This window comes from Parvibaculum sp., assembly GCF_049671045.1.
Lineage (GTDB): Bacteria > Pseudomonadota > Alphaproteobacteria > Parvibaculales > Parvibaculaceae > Parvibaculum.
Genome location: NZ_JBATUH010000021.1, coordinates 23,665 through 40,685 on the forward strand (window position 1 = coordinate 23,665; position 17,021 = coordinate 40,685).

Consider the following 17,021-nt stretch of genomic DNA (forward strand, 5'->3'; position numbering starts at 1 on the left):
GATGAAACTCTTGCGCTATGGCGAACGAGGAAAGGAAAGGCCGGGGGCGCTCGACCGGCAGGGGCGCATACGCAGCCTTGCCGGGCTCATCGACGATATTCAGGGCGACTATCTCGTTCCGGCGGAGCTTGCTCTGCTGCGATCGATCGATCTCGAGACGCTGCCGATCGTCACCGGGACGCCGCGTCTCGGCCCTTGCGTGGCGAATGTGGGCAAGTTCATTTGCGTCGGGCTCAACTATGCCGATCACGCGGCCGAATCCGGCATGGAGACGCCGAGCGAGCCCGTGCTGTTCTTCAAGGCGACGAGCGCGATCTCGGGTCCGAATGACGATGTCATCATTCCCCGCAATTCCAGAAAGACCGATTGGGAGGTCGAGCTTGGCGTCGTGATCGGGCAGGAGGCGCGCTACGTGTCCGAGGCCACGGCGATGGACCATGTCGCGGGCTATTGCGTCATCAACGATCTTTCCGAGCGCGAATTCCAGCTCGAGCGCGGCGGACAATGGGTGAAAGGCAAGAGCGCCGACACGTTCGGCCCCATAGGCCCCTGGCTCGTGACGAAGGACGAGGTGCCCGATCCGCACGACCTGCCCATCTGGCTCGAACTCGACGGGCGCCGCGTCCAGAACAGCAGCACACGGATGATGATTTTCGGAATTCCGTTTCTGGTGAGCTACATCTCGCAATTCATGAGCCTCCAGCCGGGCGACATCATTTCCACCGGCACGCCGCCTGGCGTCGGGCTCGGCATGAAGCCGGAACCCGTCTATCTGCGCGCGGGGCAGGTCATGCGTCTCGGTATTGACGGGCTCGGCGAGCAGCGGCAGCGGACCGTTCGCGCCGAGAGCGCCGAAGAACGTCTTCTTGCCGGAGTGGCGGCGCGATGAACGGAGAAAGCAGAATGACTTACGCGCCCGAACTTCAATCGCTCAACAACCGGCCTCTGCCTGAATGGTACGATGCCGCGAAGTTCGGCGTTTTCATTCATTGGGGTGTTTTTTCGATCCCGGCTTTTGCGCCGCAGCTTGGAAGCATTTCGGATGCGTTCAAGCTCGAATATGATCGCGCCGTGGCGATGGTGCCTTATACGGAATGGTATGCGAATGCAATCAAGGTGCCGGGCACGCCTTCGGCAAAGTTCCATGAAGAGCATTACGGCAATGCGCCGTATGAGAATTTCAAGGAGCCGTTTCTCGAGGCGCTGAAACAGTGGGACCCGGCCCAGTGGGCCGAGACGTTCCGCGACGCCGGGGCGCGGTATGTCGTGCTGGTGACGAAGCATCACGACGGGTTCTGCCTCTGGCCGAGCGCGGTTCCCAATCCCCATCGTCATGGCTGGCACAGCGGCCGCGACATTGTGGGCGAGCTTGCCGCCGCCGTGCGGGCGGCCGGCATGCGCTTCGGTGTCTATTATTCCGGCGGCATCGACTGGACCTTCAATCCGGAGCCCTTGCGCACCATCGCGGATTTCGTCGGCTCCGTGCCGGGCGGCGACTATCCGCGCTATGCGATGGCGCAGACGCGCGAACTCATCGAGCGCTACGAGCCGAGCGTGCTCTGGAACGATATTGCCTGGCCGACCAAACTTGATGAGCTTCTGCCGCTTTTTGCCGATTACTACAACGCGGTGCCGGATGGCGTCGTCAACGATCGCTGGCCTCATGTGAACTGGGGCACGAAGGTGATGCGGACGAAAGTTGGACGCAGGATTTTCGATCTGATCGCCAAACGTCACATCAGGCGCAACCCGGACGCGCTCGACGGCATGATCCCGCCCGTCGTTCCGCATAGCGACTTTCGCACGCCGGAATATGTGCGCTTCTCGACCATTCAGTCGAAGAAGTGGGAAGCGACGCGCGGCATGAGCTACTCCTTCGGTTACAACCGTCTGGATCGCGAAGCCGACTACCAGCCTTCGGAGCAGCTTTTGTCCGACTTCATCGATGGCGTTTCCAAGGGCGGCAACCTGCTTCTCAATATCGGCCCGCGGGGAGAAGACGCGCAGATTCCGCAGGCGCAATTGTCGCGCCTCAGGGATTTCGGCGGCTGGCTGCGCCGCAATGGCGAGGCGATCTACGGCACGCGGCCCTGGTTGCAGGCCGAGGCCGAGACGGCCGATGGCCTTTCCATCCGCTTTACCGACAAGGGCGGAGAAATCAACGCGATCGTGCTCGGGCGGCCCGCGGGCGAGGAACTGCGGATCAGGAATTTCAATTTCGCCGGGCGCGCAAGGCGCCTCGAGGACGGGAGTCCCGTCACATTGCATCAGCAAGGGGACGATCTCGTCCTCGGCTTCACGAGGCCGCTCGCGGGTGATTTCGCGCCGGTCGTCGTCATGACACCGGAGGCGTGAACGGAACCACGAAATTCGCGCCTTCGATATCGAATCAGGGGAGGCCGCCACATCGCGCAACGAAGGGTTTGAGAGGTGAGTTGCGGAGTGCGGAAGGAATGTTCGATTTCAATTCAATGGAGGGGAGGAAATGAATATGACGGATTTCCGGAGGGAGACGAGACGACGCTATCGGACGGGATTGCTGTGCGGGGGAACATTGCTCCTTGCAACGGCGCTGGGCGCGCCGGCCATGGCGGCCGAATGGACGTTCGGCGATGTCGAAATGCGCTTGAATTCGACGGTTTCGGCGGGTGCGGGTATGCGCCTCGTAAACCCGGACGCCGACTATGTCGGCGTCACGAATGGCGGCAAGGATCCGAACGGCGTCAATTTCGACGACGGCAATCTCAATTATCGCCGGGGCGATTTCTATTCGGCCTCGACGAGACTTCTGAACGAGCTGGAGATCACAGCCGGAAACTTCGGCGCCTTTCTCCGGGTCAACACCTTCTATGACGCCATCAACAACGATGCGGAGAGCACGCGGCGAACCGATCTGAGCAAGACCGCGCGCCATCGGATCGGACGCGGCGTCGATCTGCTCGATGCCTATGTGTCCGGGAATTTCGAGATCGGCAATTCGCCGCTCTCCATTCGTGCCGGCAATCAGGTGATCAACTGGGGCGAGGCGCTCTACACATCGGGCGGCATCTCGCAGACAAATGCGCTCGATGTCGTCAAGCTCGTCACGCCGGGCACGAACATTCGCGAGGCTTATCTGCCATCGCCGATGATCTACGGGAATATCGGCCTGTTCCCGAATTTCAATCTCGAAGCCTATTACCAGTTCCAGTGGCGGCAGGGCAAACTTCCGCCCGTGGGCACTTTCTTCGCCACCGACGATCTCTTCGGTCCCGGCGCGCAAGGCCTCTTCTACCTTGCCGATCCCGGCGGATCTGGGCTCGATCCGGCGACGCTTTTCGCCTTCGACCTCGGCATTCCCAAGGCTGAAGACAAGGCGCCGAAGGATCAGGGTCAGTTCGGCGTTGCGGCGCGCTATTTCGTCGAGGACATGTCGGCGGAACTCGGTCTGTTCTTCGTCCGCTACCACGCCAAGCTGCCATATTTCGCGGGCTCCGCGGAGGCTGTTCCGATTGTTGTCTTTCCGTTCATTGATATCGTGCCGACCAATTACTTCGCGGCGTTTCCTGAATCGATCGATCTCTGGGGCGCGTCGGTCAGCTTCCCGGTCGGTCAGTTCTCGGTCGCGGCGGAAGCGAGCTATCAGCCGGACTTCCCGGTGCCGACCAACGAGAACTCGCTCCTTGAAGCGGCAATGAAGGTTGCCGTCGATCCGTTCCTGCGGCCGGCTTCCGTCTTCACCTATCCCAAGGCGGAGCGCTTCAACATGATTGCGAATGCCGCGATCTCGATGGGGCCGACGGATCCGTTCTTCGGCGTTGCGACCACGGCCATCGGCGCGGACAGCATCGATGCCATCGTCGAAGTCGGGGCTGTGTCTTTCGACAAGCGGCCGATCGACACCGCGGGCGATCTCTTTGCCTGGGGATACAAGCTCTCTGCATCCGCCACCTACAGCAATGCATTCGGAAGCAGCGTGACGCTGACACCGCATGTCGCTTTCTCGCATGACGTTCACGGCACGCCCATCGATCGGACTGCCACCGGCAATTTCATCGAGGGGCGCAGGGCGGTCACCATCGGACTTGATGGCACGTACAACGCCAATCTCAAGGTTGGCGTCGCCTATACCAACAATATGGGCGGCGGACTCGTGTCCAGAAATTCCGATCACGACTACGCCACTGTGGCTGTGAGCTACGCATTCTGACCGGCCATCGACAGGGATCAATGAGCCAGGAGAAAGAAATCATGTCTTATTCAGTCAAACTGAGAAGTGTTCTGACGGCCGGTCTTTTGTCGGTTTCCTGCATCGCGATGGCCGAGGCGGCAAGCGTTGACGATCTCGGAAAATCGCTGACGCCGGTGGGAGCGGAGAGGGCAGGCAATGCCGATGGCACCATTCCGGAATGGGCGGGCGGCATCACCACGCCGCCTGCGGGATGGACGGTCGGGCAACCGCGCGTCAATCCTTACGCGGGCGACGCGAAGCTCTTCAGCATCGACGGTAGCAATGTCGATCAGTACAAGGATAAACTTTCCGAAGGCCAGATAGCGCTCATCAAGCGTTATCCCGGCTACAGGATGGACGTTTATCCGACGCGGCGGAGCTGCGCCTATCCCGAGCGCGTCTATGAACGCACAAAAGCGAATGTCGCCGAAACGAAGATGGACGAGAGCGGCCACATAACGGCTGGCTATGGCGGCTTCCCGTTCCCTATCCCGACGACCGGCTGGGAAGTCATCCAGAACCACCGCTCGGCCTATCGCGGCTATGGCGTCATCAGCTCCCCGGCCATGGCCGTGATGCAGGGTGGCGATCGCTATATTCTCAATGTGGGCGATCAGGTGTCCTACACGCCGCAATACGATCCGAAGACGACATCCTTTGCCGATACGAAGGGCTTCAGGGGCAAGTTCATCTATACGCAGACCCAACCTGCCGCGTCGGTCGGCGGCGTGCTGCTCGTGCATGAATATTACAACGGGCGGAAGGAGTCATGGGGCTACATCCCCGGACTTCGCCGTGTGAAGCAGGCGCCCAACGCCGCCTATGACAACCCGGTGCCGGGGCAGGACGGGCTGCGGACCTTCGACCAGACCTTCATGTTCAATGGCGATGGCGACCGCTATGACTGGAAGCTCGTGGGCAAGAAGGAACTCTACGTTCCCTACAATGCCTGGGCGCTCAAGGATCAGAAGCTCAAGCTCAAGGACATCGTCGGGCCGGATTACCCGAACCGCGATCTCATCCGCTACGAGCTGCACCGCGTCTGGGTGGTGGAGGCCACGGTGAAGCCCGGCATACGCAACGTCCTTCCGCGCCGCACATTCTATGTGGACGAGGATAGCTGGACGATTGTTCTGGCCGATCTTTACGACACGAAGGGCAATCTCTGGCGTACGCAGGAGAACAGCCTTTATGTGGCGTCGGAACTGCCTGCCTGCGTCACGGCGGCGGACTTCTATTTCGACCTCTCGGCCGGACGCTACATCGCCGACAACATGATCCTCGGCAATGCGACCGAGAATTATCTCGCCGGTGCCTCCGTCGATGGAGAGCGTTTCACGCCCTCCAGCCTGCGGCAAACGGGCATGCGCTAGATTTCCTCCTGCGAGACCTCCCGCTCGTAGACCTGCCGGCCGCAATCCCTCTTGCGGCCGGCTTTTTTATGTGCGGCGTTTCCTATCTGATGAATACGTGATTTCCGATGCGTACCGTCTCCTCGTTGTTTTCGGCCCATTGCGGCGGCGACTTGCGGAACTGGAGCGTGGAGTAAAATGATGTCGCGCCGCTCGTCGTGTCGGCGATCGTGCCAGCAATGAGCCTGTCGGCGATGGCCGAAGCGGCGCGCCACTGGCGCGACTTGCCCACGGCGACCTGTTTGCGCGATATGCGCCGCGTCCAGCCGAATTGCCCCGGCTCATAGACGACATCGCAAATGGTGGTGCCGGCCGGCCTTGCGCCGAGCCGGTTGAGGATCACATGGCCGACGCCGATCATGCCGTCGTCGCCTTCGCCATGTGCTTCGTAGTATATGGCGGCGGCGAGGCATGTATGCTCGCGCGAACCGAGATATCGAGGACGGGGGAGAGGAATTCGCAGCCCGGGTGCCGCATGCGCGGAGGTGAATGCCGTGCGCGCGTCGCTCTCGCCGATGGAGCTTGTTGTCGTCATGTCAGCCACAATTTCGTCTGTGGCTGCGCTCGCCGCGGCCGTGGCCGCAGGCGCTGCGCGTTCGTTCGAAGTCGCGCAAGCGCTTAGCGCCATTGCGATTGGAGCGGCTATGATCGGCGAGAGGCTGCGGCGCATTGACATCTCGTCATTGTGGAAAGGCGGGGGATTATGGCGTCACCCATCCACGGCCGATAGCCGGAAATATCGGAATAATATGATCGAAAACGCGCGAGATGTACCGAAACGGATCAGTTTCGCAAATCGTTTACATAATCAGCACACATAACTCGACATGATGGACGAAGGTCATTGTGCTCAAATCCGGAGCCTGAGCGCGTTCGGGGACAGGACATGCTGGAACGGAGAATAGGCGCCGCATTGCGCGAAGCGCGTTGCGAGAAAAATCTGACGCTGGCCGAGATAAGCGGGCGTCTGCACATCAGGGAATCCCATCTCGACGCCATTGAGCGCGGAGAGGCGGAGGCGTGCTTTCCGCGCTTCTATCTCGTCGCTCATGCGCGCAGCTACGCGAATGTGCTCGGCGTGGACATGGGCGACGATCTCGATGCGCTCTCGGCGGAACTGCGGCGCGAGCGCGATCAGACGGTGCCCGAATTCAAGGTTCCCGAAAGCACGAGCTTGTTCCGTCGCGCACAAGGCTGGGTACTGATGATCGGCCTGGCGTTCGGCGGACTGCTCTTCTATCTGGGCGCCGGCGATGCCGCGCCCGAGGTGCATGTCGCTGGCGGCGACACGGTAGAGGCGGTTGTCGATAAGGCACCGGAGCAAGCGTCCACATCGGAGCAAGCCCCCGCGTCGGCGCAAGCTTCTGCACCGGAGTCGCGCGCCGTGGAGGTTTCGTCCGCTCCCGCTCCCGTGGAGACGAAAGCGCCGGAGGCAGAGAAGGTTGCGGCGACGCCAGTGGTGGCCGCACCCGATGTGGCTGCTCCTGTCGCGGCGGCGCCCGATGCGGTGAGGGAGCGATCAGCGCCTGCCCGCACGAAGTTGGTGGCGAAGTCCGTCTATCTGCGGCAGGGGCCTACGGTTGCGAGCCCGGCCGTGGGCACCGTCATCCGCTGCACGCGCGTGGTGGTGGAGCGCGTCGATTCCAGATCGGGCTGGGTCGAGGTCGTGAATTCCGCCGAGCGCGGCTATCTCCACCGAAGCTTTCTCAAGGACGCGATGCCCGCCTGCCGCGAGGACGGGGCCGACGGGACCCGCTAGCCGGCGTCGCGACCTTCCGCTCGCGGTCAATTGCAGCGGCGGGCCTGTTGCGGGTAATCTCGCATACCGGGCCTGAGGAAGGAATATCATGCGGATGAACAGGGTGGGGCTGGCGCTCCTTGCGATGCTTGCGGTCGCGGGCTGTGACACGAATCTGGGTCGCTCGGCGGGGCTGAACGCGCCGGAGGATGTCGGCGCGCTGCCTGCCGACTACCGCGAACAGGCGGTCGCCTTCACGAGGGCGAAGCTCAACGATCCCAAGGCAAATATGACGGTGCTCGCGCCCTCGAGCGAGATTGCCGCCTGCAATGTCAGCGTCATCGGAAGCCATTTCGGCTGGATGGTGCCGGTCGTCTATGACGCGCCGGATGGCTGTGGCGATTGCGAAGGCCACAAGACCATTTATCTCTGGTTCAGCCACGGCAAGATCGAGCACATGTCCTATTTCCCGGACCAGTGCTGACGGACACATGACGGCCTAACGGCGCGCGTCGCCCTCAAGGCGCTCCACCGCGACGGCGGTGAGTTTGTATTCCGGCGCATGCACGACCCTGTCGCGACGCGGGCTCGTCACGCGATTGAGAGCGTTCTCCGGATCATGGAAGGTGGCGAAGACCTCGCCCGTCTTCATTCCCTCATCAAGGCGCAGTGTCAGGCACGCTTCGCCATGGCGGCTTCTGATGCGCACACGCGCGCCCGCTTGCAGGTCGAGACGGGCGGCATCCACCGGCGCCATGTCGAGCGTGTCGGCCGGCCGGAGCTTCGCATTTTCCGTGCGCATGGTCATGGTTCCGGCGTTGAACTGGTAGAGATCGCGGCCGGTCATGAGCAGGAACGGAAACACGTCATCGGTCACTTCCTCGCTCGGCATGTAGTCGATGCAGCGCAGGGGCGCCGCGCGGGCATGGGCGAATTGCGAAACATGCATGATCTCCGTGCCGGGATCGGCTTCGCTGCGGCAGGGCCATTGGAGGCCGCCCGCCTCGAGCCGGTCATAGGCGATGCCGCGACCGTCGGGCCAGAGCGCGCGGATCTCGTTCCAGATCGCTTCGGGCGACGCGAAGGAAAATGAAGAGCCATGCCCCATGCGCGCGGCGATTTCCTGAACGATCTTCCAGTCAGGCAGGGTCTCGCCCGGCGGCGCGACGGCCTTCCTCACGCGCTGGATGCGGCGTTCCGAATTCATGAAGGTGCCGTCCTTCTCGAAGGCCGAGGCGGCGGGAAGAACCATATTCGCGCAAAGGCGCGCGGTTTCGTTGATGAAGAGGTCCTGCACGACAATGAATTCGAGCCGGGAAAGGGCCTCGCGCGTCCTGTCCATGTTGGGGAGGGTCGCCAGAATATCGTAGCCGACGACCCAGAGCGCCTTGAGCCTGCCGGCTGCGGCGGCGTCGATCATGCCCATGAGGTCGAGGCCCGGGCGCGCAGGAATGGCGGTCTTCCAGATCGCTTCGAAGCGGCTTTGGCCTTCCTCGATGGCAATGGCGCCGGTGAGGCTTGCGGGCTCGCAGCCCATATGCGCCGCTCCCTGAACATTGTTCTGTCCACGGAGCGGATTGATGCCCGCGCCCGGCTTTCCGAGATTGCCCGTGAGGAGGGCGAGATTGGTGAGCGCCATCACCCCCTCGGTTCCCTGCGTGTGCTCGGTGAGGCCGAGCCCGTGAAACGCCATGGCGGGAGATGTTGCTGCATAGAGGCGCGCTGCGTCGCGGATCGCATCGGCCGGAACGCCGCAGATCGCCGCCGCGCGTTCCGGCGTTGAGCCTGCAATGAAGCGGCGGAATTCGTCCCATGCGGAGGCGCGCTCGCGAATGAAGGCCGCGTCGAACAGTTCCTCTTCGACGATGACATTGGCGAGCGCATTGAGCAGCGGCACATTCGTGCCCGGCCGGGGCGCGAGATGCAGCGTCGCATGATCGGCAAGCTCGATCCTGCGCGGGTCGATCACGATAAGTTTGGCGCCGTCGAGAACGCGCTGCTTGATGCGCGCGCCGACGACAGGATGATTGCCGGTCGGGTTGGCGCCGACGATGAGAAACGCACCCGCCTTCTCGATGTCGTCGAAGGAATTTGTCGCCGCGCCCGTGCCGAGTATGGCCTTGAGCGCGGCGGCGCTCGGCGCATGGCAGACGCGCGCGCAGCAATCGACATTATTGGTGCCGAGCACGGTACGGGCGAATTTTTGCAGGTGATAGTTTTCCTCATTCGTCGCGCGGGCGGAGCCGAGGACGCCGATGGAATCGGGGCCATATGTGCTGACAATGCGGGAAAATTCGTTTGCGCACTGATCGAGTGCGACATCCCAGGCGAGAGGCTCCCATCCATCACGGCCGCGCTTCAGCGGGTGCCGCAGGCGATCGGGTGAGGCGTTGAAGTCGAAGGCATAGCGCCCCTTGGAGCAGAGATGGCCCTTGCTGACGGGGCTGTCCGCAGCGGGCCGAATTTCCAGCACCTGCGCGCCGCGGCTATGGATCTCGATCTCGCATCCGACGCCGCAATAGGCACAGGTCGAGCGTGTCCATTTGTCGTCGTCGCGGAACGCCGCCGAGAAGATGTCCGTGAGCGCGGCCGTGGGGCAGGTGTCGACGCAGGCGCCGCAGGCAACGCAATCGCTCGAGGCGAGATCGGGCGCGTCGCCCGGCACGATCTCGGTTTCGGCGCCACGGCCGACCGCATGCCAGACGAATTGCCCCTGCACCTCGTCGCAGATGCGCACGCAGCGGAAGCAGTCGATGCACTGCGCCATATCAACCTTGATGATCGGGTGCGAAAGATCGCGCTCGCGCTTCGGCGATTGTTGCCCGCGCGGTTCGACGCCGTAGCGGCGCATGAGCATGTGAAGCTCCTTGCCGGGCAGCGCGTCGTAGCTTGCCGGTGAAACACGATCCGCTATCCAGGCGAGGATGGTCTTTCTGAACCCGTCGAGCGCGGGCGAACGGGTCGTGATGGCCATGCCTTCGGCTGCCGCTGTCGTACAGGCCATGCGAGGATGCGGTTCACCGGCGATCTCCACGGCGCATATGCGGCAGTCGCCGGCGGGGCGCAGGCGCGGATCGTGGCAAAGCGCCGGGAGGTCGATGCCGATATGGCGCGCTGCCTCCAGAACGGTGGTGCCGGGGGCTACGTCCAGTTTGCGGCCGTCAATTTCCACGACAGGCATGAGCGGCTCCGGTTCGCCGGCCGGGTGCGGAACCATGCGAACGGGATCATTCTAGGCGCGGGCGGCTGCCGGGTCTTTAGGGAATGACCCGGCTTGACAAGGGGCTTGAGCGGCGCGCAACGCCGCTCAGATTTCAGCCTCCAGCTCGCCTATCTCGTCTTCCTCTCCCGCGATCGCCTGGTGGTCCTCGGCAATGAGCATGTACATGGCCGGGACGACGAAGAGCGTGAAGAGCGTGCCGATGGCGAGGCCGCTTGCGATGACGAGGCCGAGATTGAAGCGGGAGACGGCGCCCGCGCCGCTCGCCAGAATGAGCGGCATGACGCCGAGCACCATGGCGGCCGTCGTCATCAGAATTGGCCGCAGGCGGATGCCCGCCGCTTCCTCGATCGCCTCGCGCTTCGACCGGCCCTGAAGCTGAAGATTGTTCGCAAACTCGACGATGAGAATGCCGTGCTTGCTGATAAGGCCGATAAGCGTGACGAGGCCGACCTCGGTATAGATGTTGAGGCTCGCGCCGCCGAAGCCGAGATTGATGAAAAGGAGAGCGCCGCAGAGCGACATGGGCACGGTGATGAGGATGATCACCGGGTCGCGGAAGCTCTCGAACTGGGCGGCGAGAGTGAGGAAGATGATGACCAGCGCGAAGAAGAAGGTGATGAGCAGCGCGCTGCTTTCCTGCACGAACTGGCGCGACTGGCCGCCGAAGTCGATCGTGTAGCCCGTCGGCAAGGTCCGGCCTGCGAGGTCCCTCAGATAGTTGAGGGCTTCGCCGGTCGTGATGCTGGGATTGGGCACGCCGTTGATCGTCGCCGCGTTGAGCTGCTGGAAATGGTTGAGCGTCTGCGGAACGGTCTTCGTCTCGATATGCGCGACCGTCGATAGCGGTATCGAGGCGCCGGAGGCCGCGCGGATATAGTAGTTTCCGAGCTGATCCGTGTTGAGACGGAACTGCTGCTGCACCTGCGGTATGACCTTGTAGGAGCGGCCGGAGAGGCTGAAATAATTGACATAACCGCCGCCGAGCATGGAGGAGAGCGCCGCGCCCACATCGGTCATGGTGAGCCCCATCTGGGCCACCTTGTCGCGGTCGATCACGATTTCGGCCTGAGGCTTGTCGAATTTCAGATCGGTGTCGAGGAAGATGAAGTTGCCGCTCTTCTGGGCCTCGGCGAGAAACTGCTGCGACACCTCATAGAGCTGCTCGAAAGGCTCCGTCGTCTGGATCACGAAGTTGACGGGAAAGCCGCGCGCGCCCGGCAGGGGCGGCGGCTGGATGGCGGCGATGCGGGCGAGCGGGATCTTGTTGAGTTCAGCCTGCAACTCGTTCTGAAGCTTCGTTGCCGATTTGGTGCGCTCGTCCCACGGCGTCGTGACAAGGCCGGCGAAAGCCTGCGTCGGAAGGATGTTCTGGAAGACGTGATCCGTCTCCGGATGCTTCGCATAGATGTCATAGATCTCGCGCATGGCGATCTGGCGCTGCGCAAGCGTGGCCGAAGGGGAGGACGACACGATGCTGACGACGATGCCCTGATCTTCCTGCGGGGCGAGTTCCGTCTTCGCGGTGGTGAAGAGGAAATAGAGGCTGCCGATCACGATCAGCGCGAAGACGACAACGACCGAAATCTGCTCGTGGCTCGCATGGAGCATCCGGGCATATCCGTGGCGAAGCCTCTCGAAGCGCTCGTCGATGAAGGCGACGAGGCGCTGCTCCCAGTGGGCGCGCTCGGCATCGTGCGGCTTGAGGAAGCGCGCGCACATCATGGGCGAGAGGGTCAGCGCGACGGTGGCCGAAACGGTGACGGCGGCAACGAGCGTGAAGGCGAATTCGGTGAAGAGCGCGCCCGTCAGGCCGCCCATGAAGCCGATGGGCACATAGACCGCGATCAGCACCACCGTCATGCTGACGATGGGGCTGCTGAGTTCGCGGGCCGCGATAATGGATGCCTTGAGTGGCGGCAGGCCCTCTTCCAGATGCCGGTTCACGTTTTCGACGACGATGATGGCGTCGTCGACGACGAGGCCGATGGCGAGAACGAGCGCGAGCAGCGTCAGAAGATTGATCGAGAAGCCGAACACCACCATGAAGGTGAAGGCGCCGATAAGCGACAGCGGAATGGCCAGCGTCGGAATGAGCACGGATCGGGGCGAGCCGAGAAAGGCGAAGACGACAAGGGTGACGATGACGAGCGCCTCCACCAGCGTGCGGATCACTTCGTTGATCGAGCTGTTGACGAATTTCGTCGCGTCATAGGCGATGGCGCCGTGCAGCCCCTCGGGAAGCTGCGCCTGGATCTCGGGGAAGATGTTGCGCACCCGCTTCATCACATCGAGCAGGTTGGCGGTGGGCGCGACCTTGATGCCGATCTGGACGGAGGGCTTGCCGTCGAATGCGGCGGCGGTTTCGTAGTCCTCCGCGCCGAGGGTCACATTCGCCACGTCCTCCAGCCGGACGGAAGCGCCCTTCTTGTCGCGGATGATGAGGTTGCGGAACTCGTCGAGCGAGTGAAGGCTCGTCGAGGCGGTGAGGTCGATCTGGACCATCTGGCCCTTGGTCGTGCCGACGGCCGACAGGAAGTCGTTACGGGCGAGCGCGGCCGAGACGTCGGTCGCCGTCAGGCCATAGGCGGCGAGTTTGTCCGGGTCCATCCAGACGCGGAGCGCGAAGCGCTTTTCGCCGAGAAATTCCGCCTGCTGGACGCCTTCCACCGCCTGCAGCTTCGGCGTGACGACGCGCAGGAGATAATCGCTGATCTGGTTGTTGGCCAGCACGTCGCTCGAGAAGCCGATATACATGGAGTCGATCGTCTCGCCGACGGCGATGCTGATGACCGGCTCCTGCGCTTCCGGGGGAAGCTGGTTCTTGACCGCGTTGACGCGCGTGTTGATCTCGGTCAGCGCCTTGGCGGAGTCGTAGTTCAGGCGTATTTGCACCTGAATGAGCGAAAGGCTCTGCGAACTCGTCGAGGTGATGTAGTCGATGCCGTTCGCCTGGGCGATCGAGGTTTCGAGCGGCGTCGTGATGAAGCCGGCCACGACGTCGGCGCTGGCGCCGAAATAGGCCGTCTGCACGGTGACGACCGCGTTTTCAGTGCGCGGATATTGCAGCACCGGCAGCAGCGACACCGACCTGAGGCCGAGCACGAGGATCATCAGGCTCACGACCGTGGCGAGAACCGGACGGCGGATGAAGATGTCCGTGAACTTCATGGCCTGCTCCGGTTACCGGTCGTGAACGACGGGATTGATCTCGTTTGGCAGCTTCACCTCGTTGTTGATCGTGACCGCCATGCCGTTCTTGAGCTTGAGCTGGCCGGTGGTGACGATCATGTCGCCTTCCTTGATGCCGCCGGTGATGGCGACCTGATCACCCCGGGTCTCGCCCGTGGTGACGAAGGTTTCGCGCGCCGTCAGGACCGGCTTGCCGTCGGCGCCGGGCTCGCCCTTGCTGATGACGTATACGGATTGACCATAAGGATTGTAGGTGATTGCTGTCTGCGGCAGGGTGAGGCGCTTTTCGGGCGTGCCGGTCGTGATGTTGATCGAGGCGAACATGCCCGGAAGAAGCCGGCGGTCGGGATTGGAGAGCTGGGCGCGAATGGCGACGTTGCGGGTCTCCGGGTCGAGCTTGGGGTCGAGGGCGATGATCTCGCCGCTGAAGCTCTCGCCCGGGAAGGCGTCCGTGCTCACCATAACCTTCTGCCCGGCCGCGATCTGCCTCACATTCCGCTGGGGCAGGGAGAAGTCGATATAGATCGGGTCCAGCGCCTGCAGCGTCGTGACTTTGGTGCCGGCGGCGAGATATTGCCCGACATCGACGAGGCGGATGCCGGCGCGGCCGTCGAAGGGCGCAACGATCCGCTTCTTGTTGACAATGGCCTGCTGGGCGGCGACCTGGGCCTGGGCGCTCTTGTAGGTGGCGATAGCGTTGTCGAGCGCGGCCTGGCTCACCGTGCGGGACTTCACGAGCTGCTTGTTGCGCTCATAGGTGATGCGGGCAAGCTCGGCCGACGCCTTGAGCGCATTCAGATTGGCGACATCGTCCTCGTCGACGAGCCTGAGAATGACGTCTCCGGCCTTCACGTCGTCGCCCGACTTGAAGGGAACCTCGGCCACGATGCCGGCAAGCTGGGGAGCGATGTCGGTGCCGCGGACGGCGCGAAGCGTGCCGACGGCTTTCAGAACCGGACTCCATTCCAGCTCTTCGGCGGGCATGGCGGAAACCGTCGCGGTCTGGTGGCTCATGGCCGCGAGGAACTTCCGGGTCATCATGCCGACAAACAGTTTCCAGCCGACGAAGCCCGCCAGGATGACGCCGACTACGATGAGCATGGTGGCCATGCGCTTGGTCATCATGGACTTCTCCGCGTTCGCAAAGACCGAAGGCTACCCGAGAGTGCGTAAAGGGGCGGTGAGCGGCCGATGAGGCGTAGGATACAGGCAGGCCGCCGCCGCGCCAAAAATAGTTGGGGACATTTACTACGTCCGCGCCGCATACAGGGCAAGGGGGTGGATGAGGCCAGAAGGGCGGAAATATGGTTTCTGTCGATTTACTGTCTTTCTCCGGTGGATCGGCTCTGCCGCCTTCGCAGCTTTTGGTTGGTTCGTCAGGCGCCGGCCGATCCCGGCCTTCGGGACCGACCGCGCGGATGGCGGGCGAGGGGCGGGACCGTCCGGGCGCTGCCTATTTGACGTATTTGCGGAATTCCGGCTTCCGCTTCTCCTTGAAGGCGTTGGTCCCTTCCTGCGCCTCGTCGGTGTCGTAATAGAGCGCGACGGACTGCATGCCCATGGCGCCGATGCCTTTGATGTGATCGGTATCGGCATTGAAGGAGCGCTTGGCGATGGCGATGGCGGTCGGGCTTTTTTCGAGGATTTCGGCGCACCAGCGAGCGATTTCGGCGTCGAGCTCCTCATGCGGCACGACGGCGTTGACGAGGCCCATGGCGAGCGCCTCGGCGGCCGAATAGCGCCGGCAGAGATACCAGATCTCGCGGGCCTTCTTTTCGCCGACGACGCGGGCGAGATAGGCGGTGCCGAAGCCGGGATCGACGGAGCCGACCCGGGGCCCGACCTGGCCGAAGATCGCCTTTTCCGAGGCGATCGTGAAATCGCAGACCGTGCAGAGCACATTGCCGCCGCCGATGGCATAGCCCTGCACGCGGGCGATGACGGGCTTCGGCGCTTCGCGGATGAGGCTGTGCACCTCCTCGATGGGCAGGCCGATCGTGCCGCGGCCGTCATATTTTCCCGAATGCGCCGACTGGTCGCCGCCGGTGCAGAAGGCGCGCTCGCCCGCGCCGCCGAGCACGATGACGCCGATCTCCTTCGACCAGGCGGCCCGGTTGAGCGCGTCGATCAGCTCCTCGCAGGTCTGGGCGCGAAAGGCGTTCATCTTGTCCGGGCGGTTTATGGTGATGGTCGCGATGCCGTCCGCCTCGGCGTAAAGGATGTCGGTGTAGCTCATGCCTGCCTCCTGATTCACTGTCTGCCGAGCGTAAGGGCGTGAGGGGCCTTGGCAAGTGTCCCGCGCGGGCGTAGATTTGCGGACGTCCCGGCAGAAGCCGGGCGAGCGTGACTGGACGATGGAAATGACGCACGGATTTCTTTTCGTGAAGGGCTGGTGGACCACCTGACGGGTGGCCCAGTCATGTCGTCTATCGACCTGCCGGATCGGCCGCCCCATTTGGAGGCGGCCTTTTTGTTTCCGTGTTCGGATCGAGGCCGCCCTTCCGGGGGAGCGGCATCCGGCTCGAACATGGAGTGCAGGATGATCAAGGAATGCAATCGGCCAAGGGAGTTCGCTTTCGAGGGCGTCGCCCCGTGGGGGCGGCGGCTTGAGGAATATCGCGCCTTTTTCGCGCTCGATGATGTCGCGCCCGGCGTAAGCGTGCTCGACGCGGGCGGCGGGCCCGCTTCCTTTGCGGCCGAAGCCTGTGCACTCGGCGCAAATGTCATCGCCGCGGACCCGATCTACGAGCTACCCGGCGAAGCGATCCGGCAATGTTTCGAGGCGACGCGGGCTGCGATGATGGAGAGCCTGCGCCTTGCGCGCTATCGCTTCAGGTGGAGCCGCTACGGCTCGCCGGAGGCGCTCGAGCGCATCAGGCGCGAGGCGCTGGAACTCTTTCTCGCCGATTACGAAGCGCGGCGGGGAACACGCTACGTCCCGGCGTCCCTGCCGCATCTGCCGTTCGCAAACGATGCCTTCGACCTCGCGCTTTCGTCGCATCTGCTGTTTCTCTATGGCGACGATCTCGACTGCGATTTCCATGTCGCGGCGGTGCGCGAGCTTGCACGCGTGGCGCGGGAGGTCCGCATCTTTCCGCTGGTCAATCTCGATGGCCGCCCGTCGAGCCATCTTCCGGCCGTGATGGCCGAACTCGAGGCCGCGGGCCTTTTCGCCGATCTCGTGTCCGTGCCGTTCGAATTTCAGATCGGCGCGACGAAGATGCTGCGCGTGAGGCGGGCGTGATGCGC

At 63.1% G+C, this 17,021-nt stretch carries 12 protein-coding genes; 7 read left to right on the top strand and 5 right to left on the bottom strand.

Features of this window, described 5'->3' with window-relative positions; translation table 11 throughout:
- Position 1: 1 nt before the first annotated feature.
- From WBG82_RS02705 to WBG82_RS02720, 4 genes are all read left to right on the top strand, one after another.
- The gene (locus tag WBG82_RS02705) at positions 2-889 is read left to right on the top strand and encodes a fumarylacetoacetate hydrolase family protein (protein WP_424421061.1); all 888 of its coding nucleotides are present in this window, start codon (positions 2-4) and stop codon (positions 887-889) included.
- Positions 890-903: 14 nt separating this feature from the next.
- Positions 904-2,355 (top strand): alpha-L-fucosidase, encoded by a 1,452-nt coding sequence (locus tag WBG82_RS02710; RefSeq protein ID WP_424421063.1) that lies wholly within the window; start codon positions 904-906, stop codon positions 2,353-2,355.
- Positions 2,356-2,491: 136 nt separating this feature from the next.
- Complete coding sequence (locus WBG82_RS02715; protein WP_424421066.1) at positions 2,492-4,189, top strand: DUF1302 domain-containing protein; 1,698 nt, start codon at positions 2,492-2,494, stop codon at positions 4,187-4,189.
- Positions 4,190-4,230: 41 nt separating this feature from the next.
- Positions 4,231-5,583 (top strand): DUF1329 domain-containing protein, encoded by a 1,353-nt coding sequence (locus WBG82_RS02720; protein WP_424421069.1) that lies wholly within the window; start codon positions 4,231-4,233, stop codon positions 5,581-5,583.
- 82 nt (positions 5,584-5,665) lie between these two features.
- Here the strand turns inward: WBG82_RS02720 and WBG82_RS02725 are convergent, their stop codons facing one another.
- Entirely contained in the window at positions 5,666-6,157 is a 492-nt protein-coding gene (locus WBG82_RS02725) for a cell wall hydrolase (RefSeq protein ID WP_424421071.1), read from the bottom strand.
- A 351-nt stretch (positions 6,158-6,508) separates the two neighbouring features.
- Here WBG82_RS02725 and WBG82_RS02730 point away from each other — a divergent pair, with 351 nt between their 5' ends.
- Together WBG82_RS02730 and WBG82_RS02735 are read left to right on the top strand one after the other, a co-directional pair.
- Positions 6,509-7,381 (top strand): helix-turn-helix domain-containing protein, encoded by an 873-nt coding sequence (locus WBG82_RS02730; protein WP_424421074.1) that lies wholly within the window; start codon positions 6,509-6,511, stop codon positions 7,379-7,381.
- An 88-nt stretch (positions 7,382-7,469) separates the two neighbouring features.
- Entirely contained in the window at positions 7,470-7,844 is a 375-nt protein-coding gene (locus WBG82_RS02735; protein ID WP_424421077.1) for a hypothetical protein, read from the top strand.
- Positions 7,845-7,859: 15 nt separating this feature from the next.
- Here the strand turns inward: WBG82_RS02735 and fdhF are convergent, their stop codons facing one another.
- The 4 genes from fdhF to badI form a co-directional block, all read right to left on the bottom strand.
- The gene (gene fdhF, locus WBG82_RS02740) at positions 7,860-10,541 is read right to left on the bottom strand and encodes a formate dehydrogenase subunit alpha (protein WP_424421079.1); all 2,682 of its coding nucleotides are present in this window, start codon (positions 10,539-10,541) and stop codon (positions 7,860-7,862) included.
- Positions 10,542-10,667: 126 nt separating this feature from the next.
- Positions 10,668-13,751 carry an efflux RND transporter permease subunit gene (locus WBG82_RS02745; RefSeq protein WP_424421081.1) on the bottom strand — a complete coding sequence of 1,028 codons (3,084 nt, stop codon included), beginning with the start codon at positions 13,749-13,751 and terminating at the stop codon, positions 10,668-10,670.
- A gap of 12 nt (positions 13,752-13,763) precedes the next feature.
- Complete coding sequence (locus tag WBG82_RS02750; protein WP_424421083.1) at positions 13,764-14,897, bottom strand: efflux RND transporter periplasmic adaptor subunit; 1,134 nt, start codon at positions 14,895-14,897, stop codon at positions 13,764-13,766.
- 328 nt (positions 14,898-15,225) lie between these two features.
- On the bottom strand, positions 15,226-16,008 hold the full coding sequence (badI, locus tag WBG82_RS02755) for a 2-ketocyclohexanecarboxyl-CoA hydrolase (protein WP_424421085.1): 783 nt from the start codon (positions 16,006-16,008) through the stop codon (positions 15,226-15,228).
- 303 nt (positions 16,009-16,311) lie between these two features.
- Between badI and WBG82_RS02760 the strand changes: the two genes are divergently transcribed.
- On the top strand, positions 16,312-17,016 hold the full coding sequence (locus tag WBG82_RS02760; protein ID WP_424421088.1) for a class I SAM-dependent methyltransferase: 705 nt from the start codon (positions 16,312-16,314) through the stop codon (positions 17,014-17,016).
- Positions 17,017-17,021: the final 5 nt, after the last annotated feature.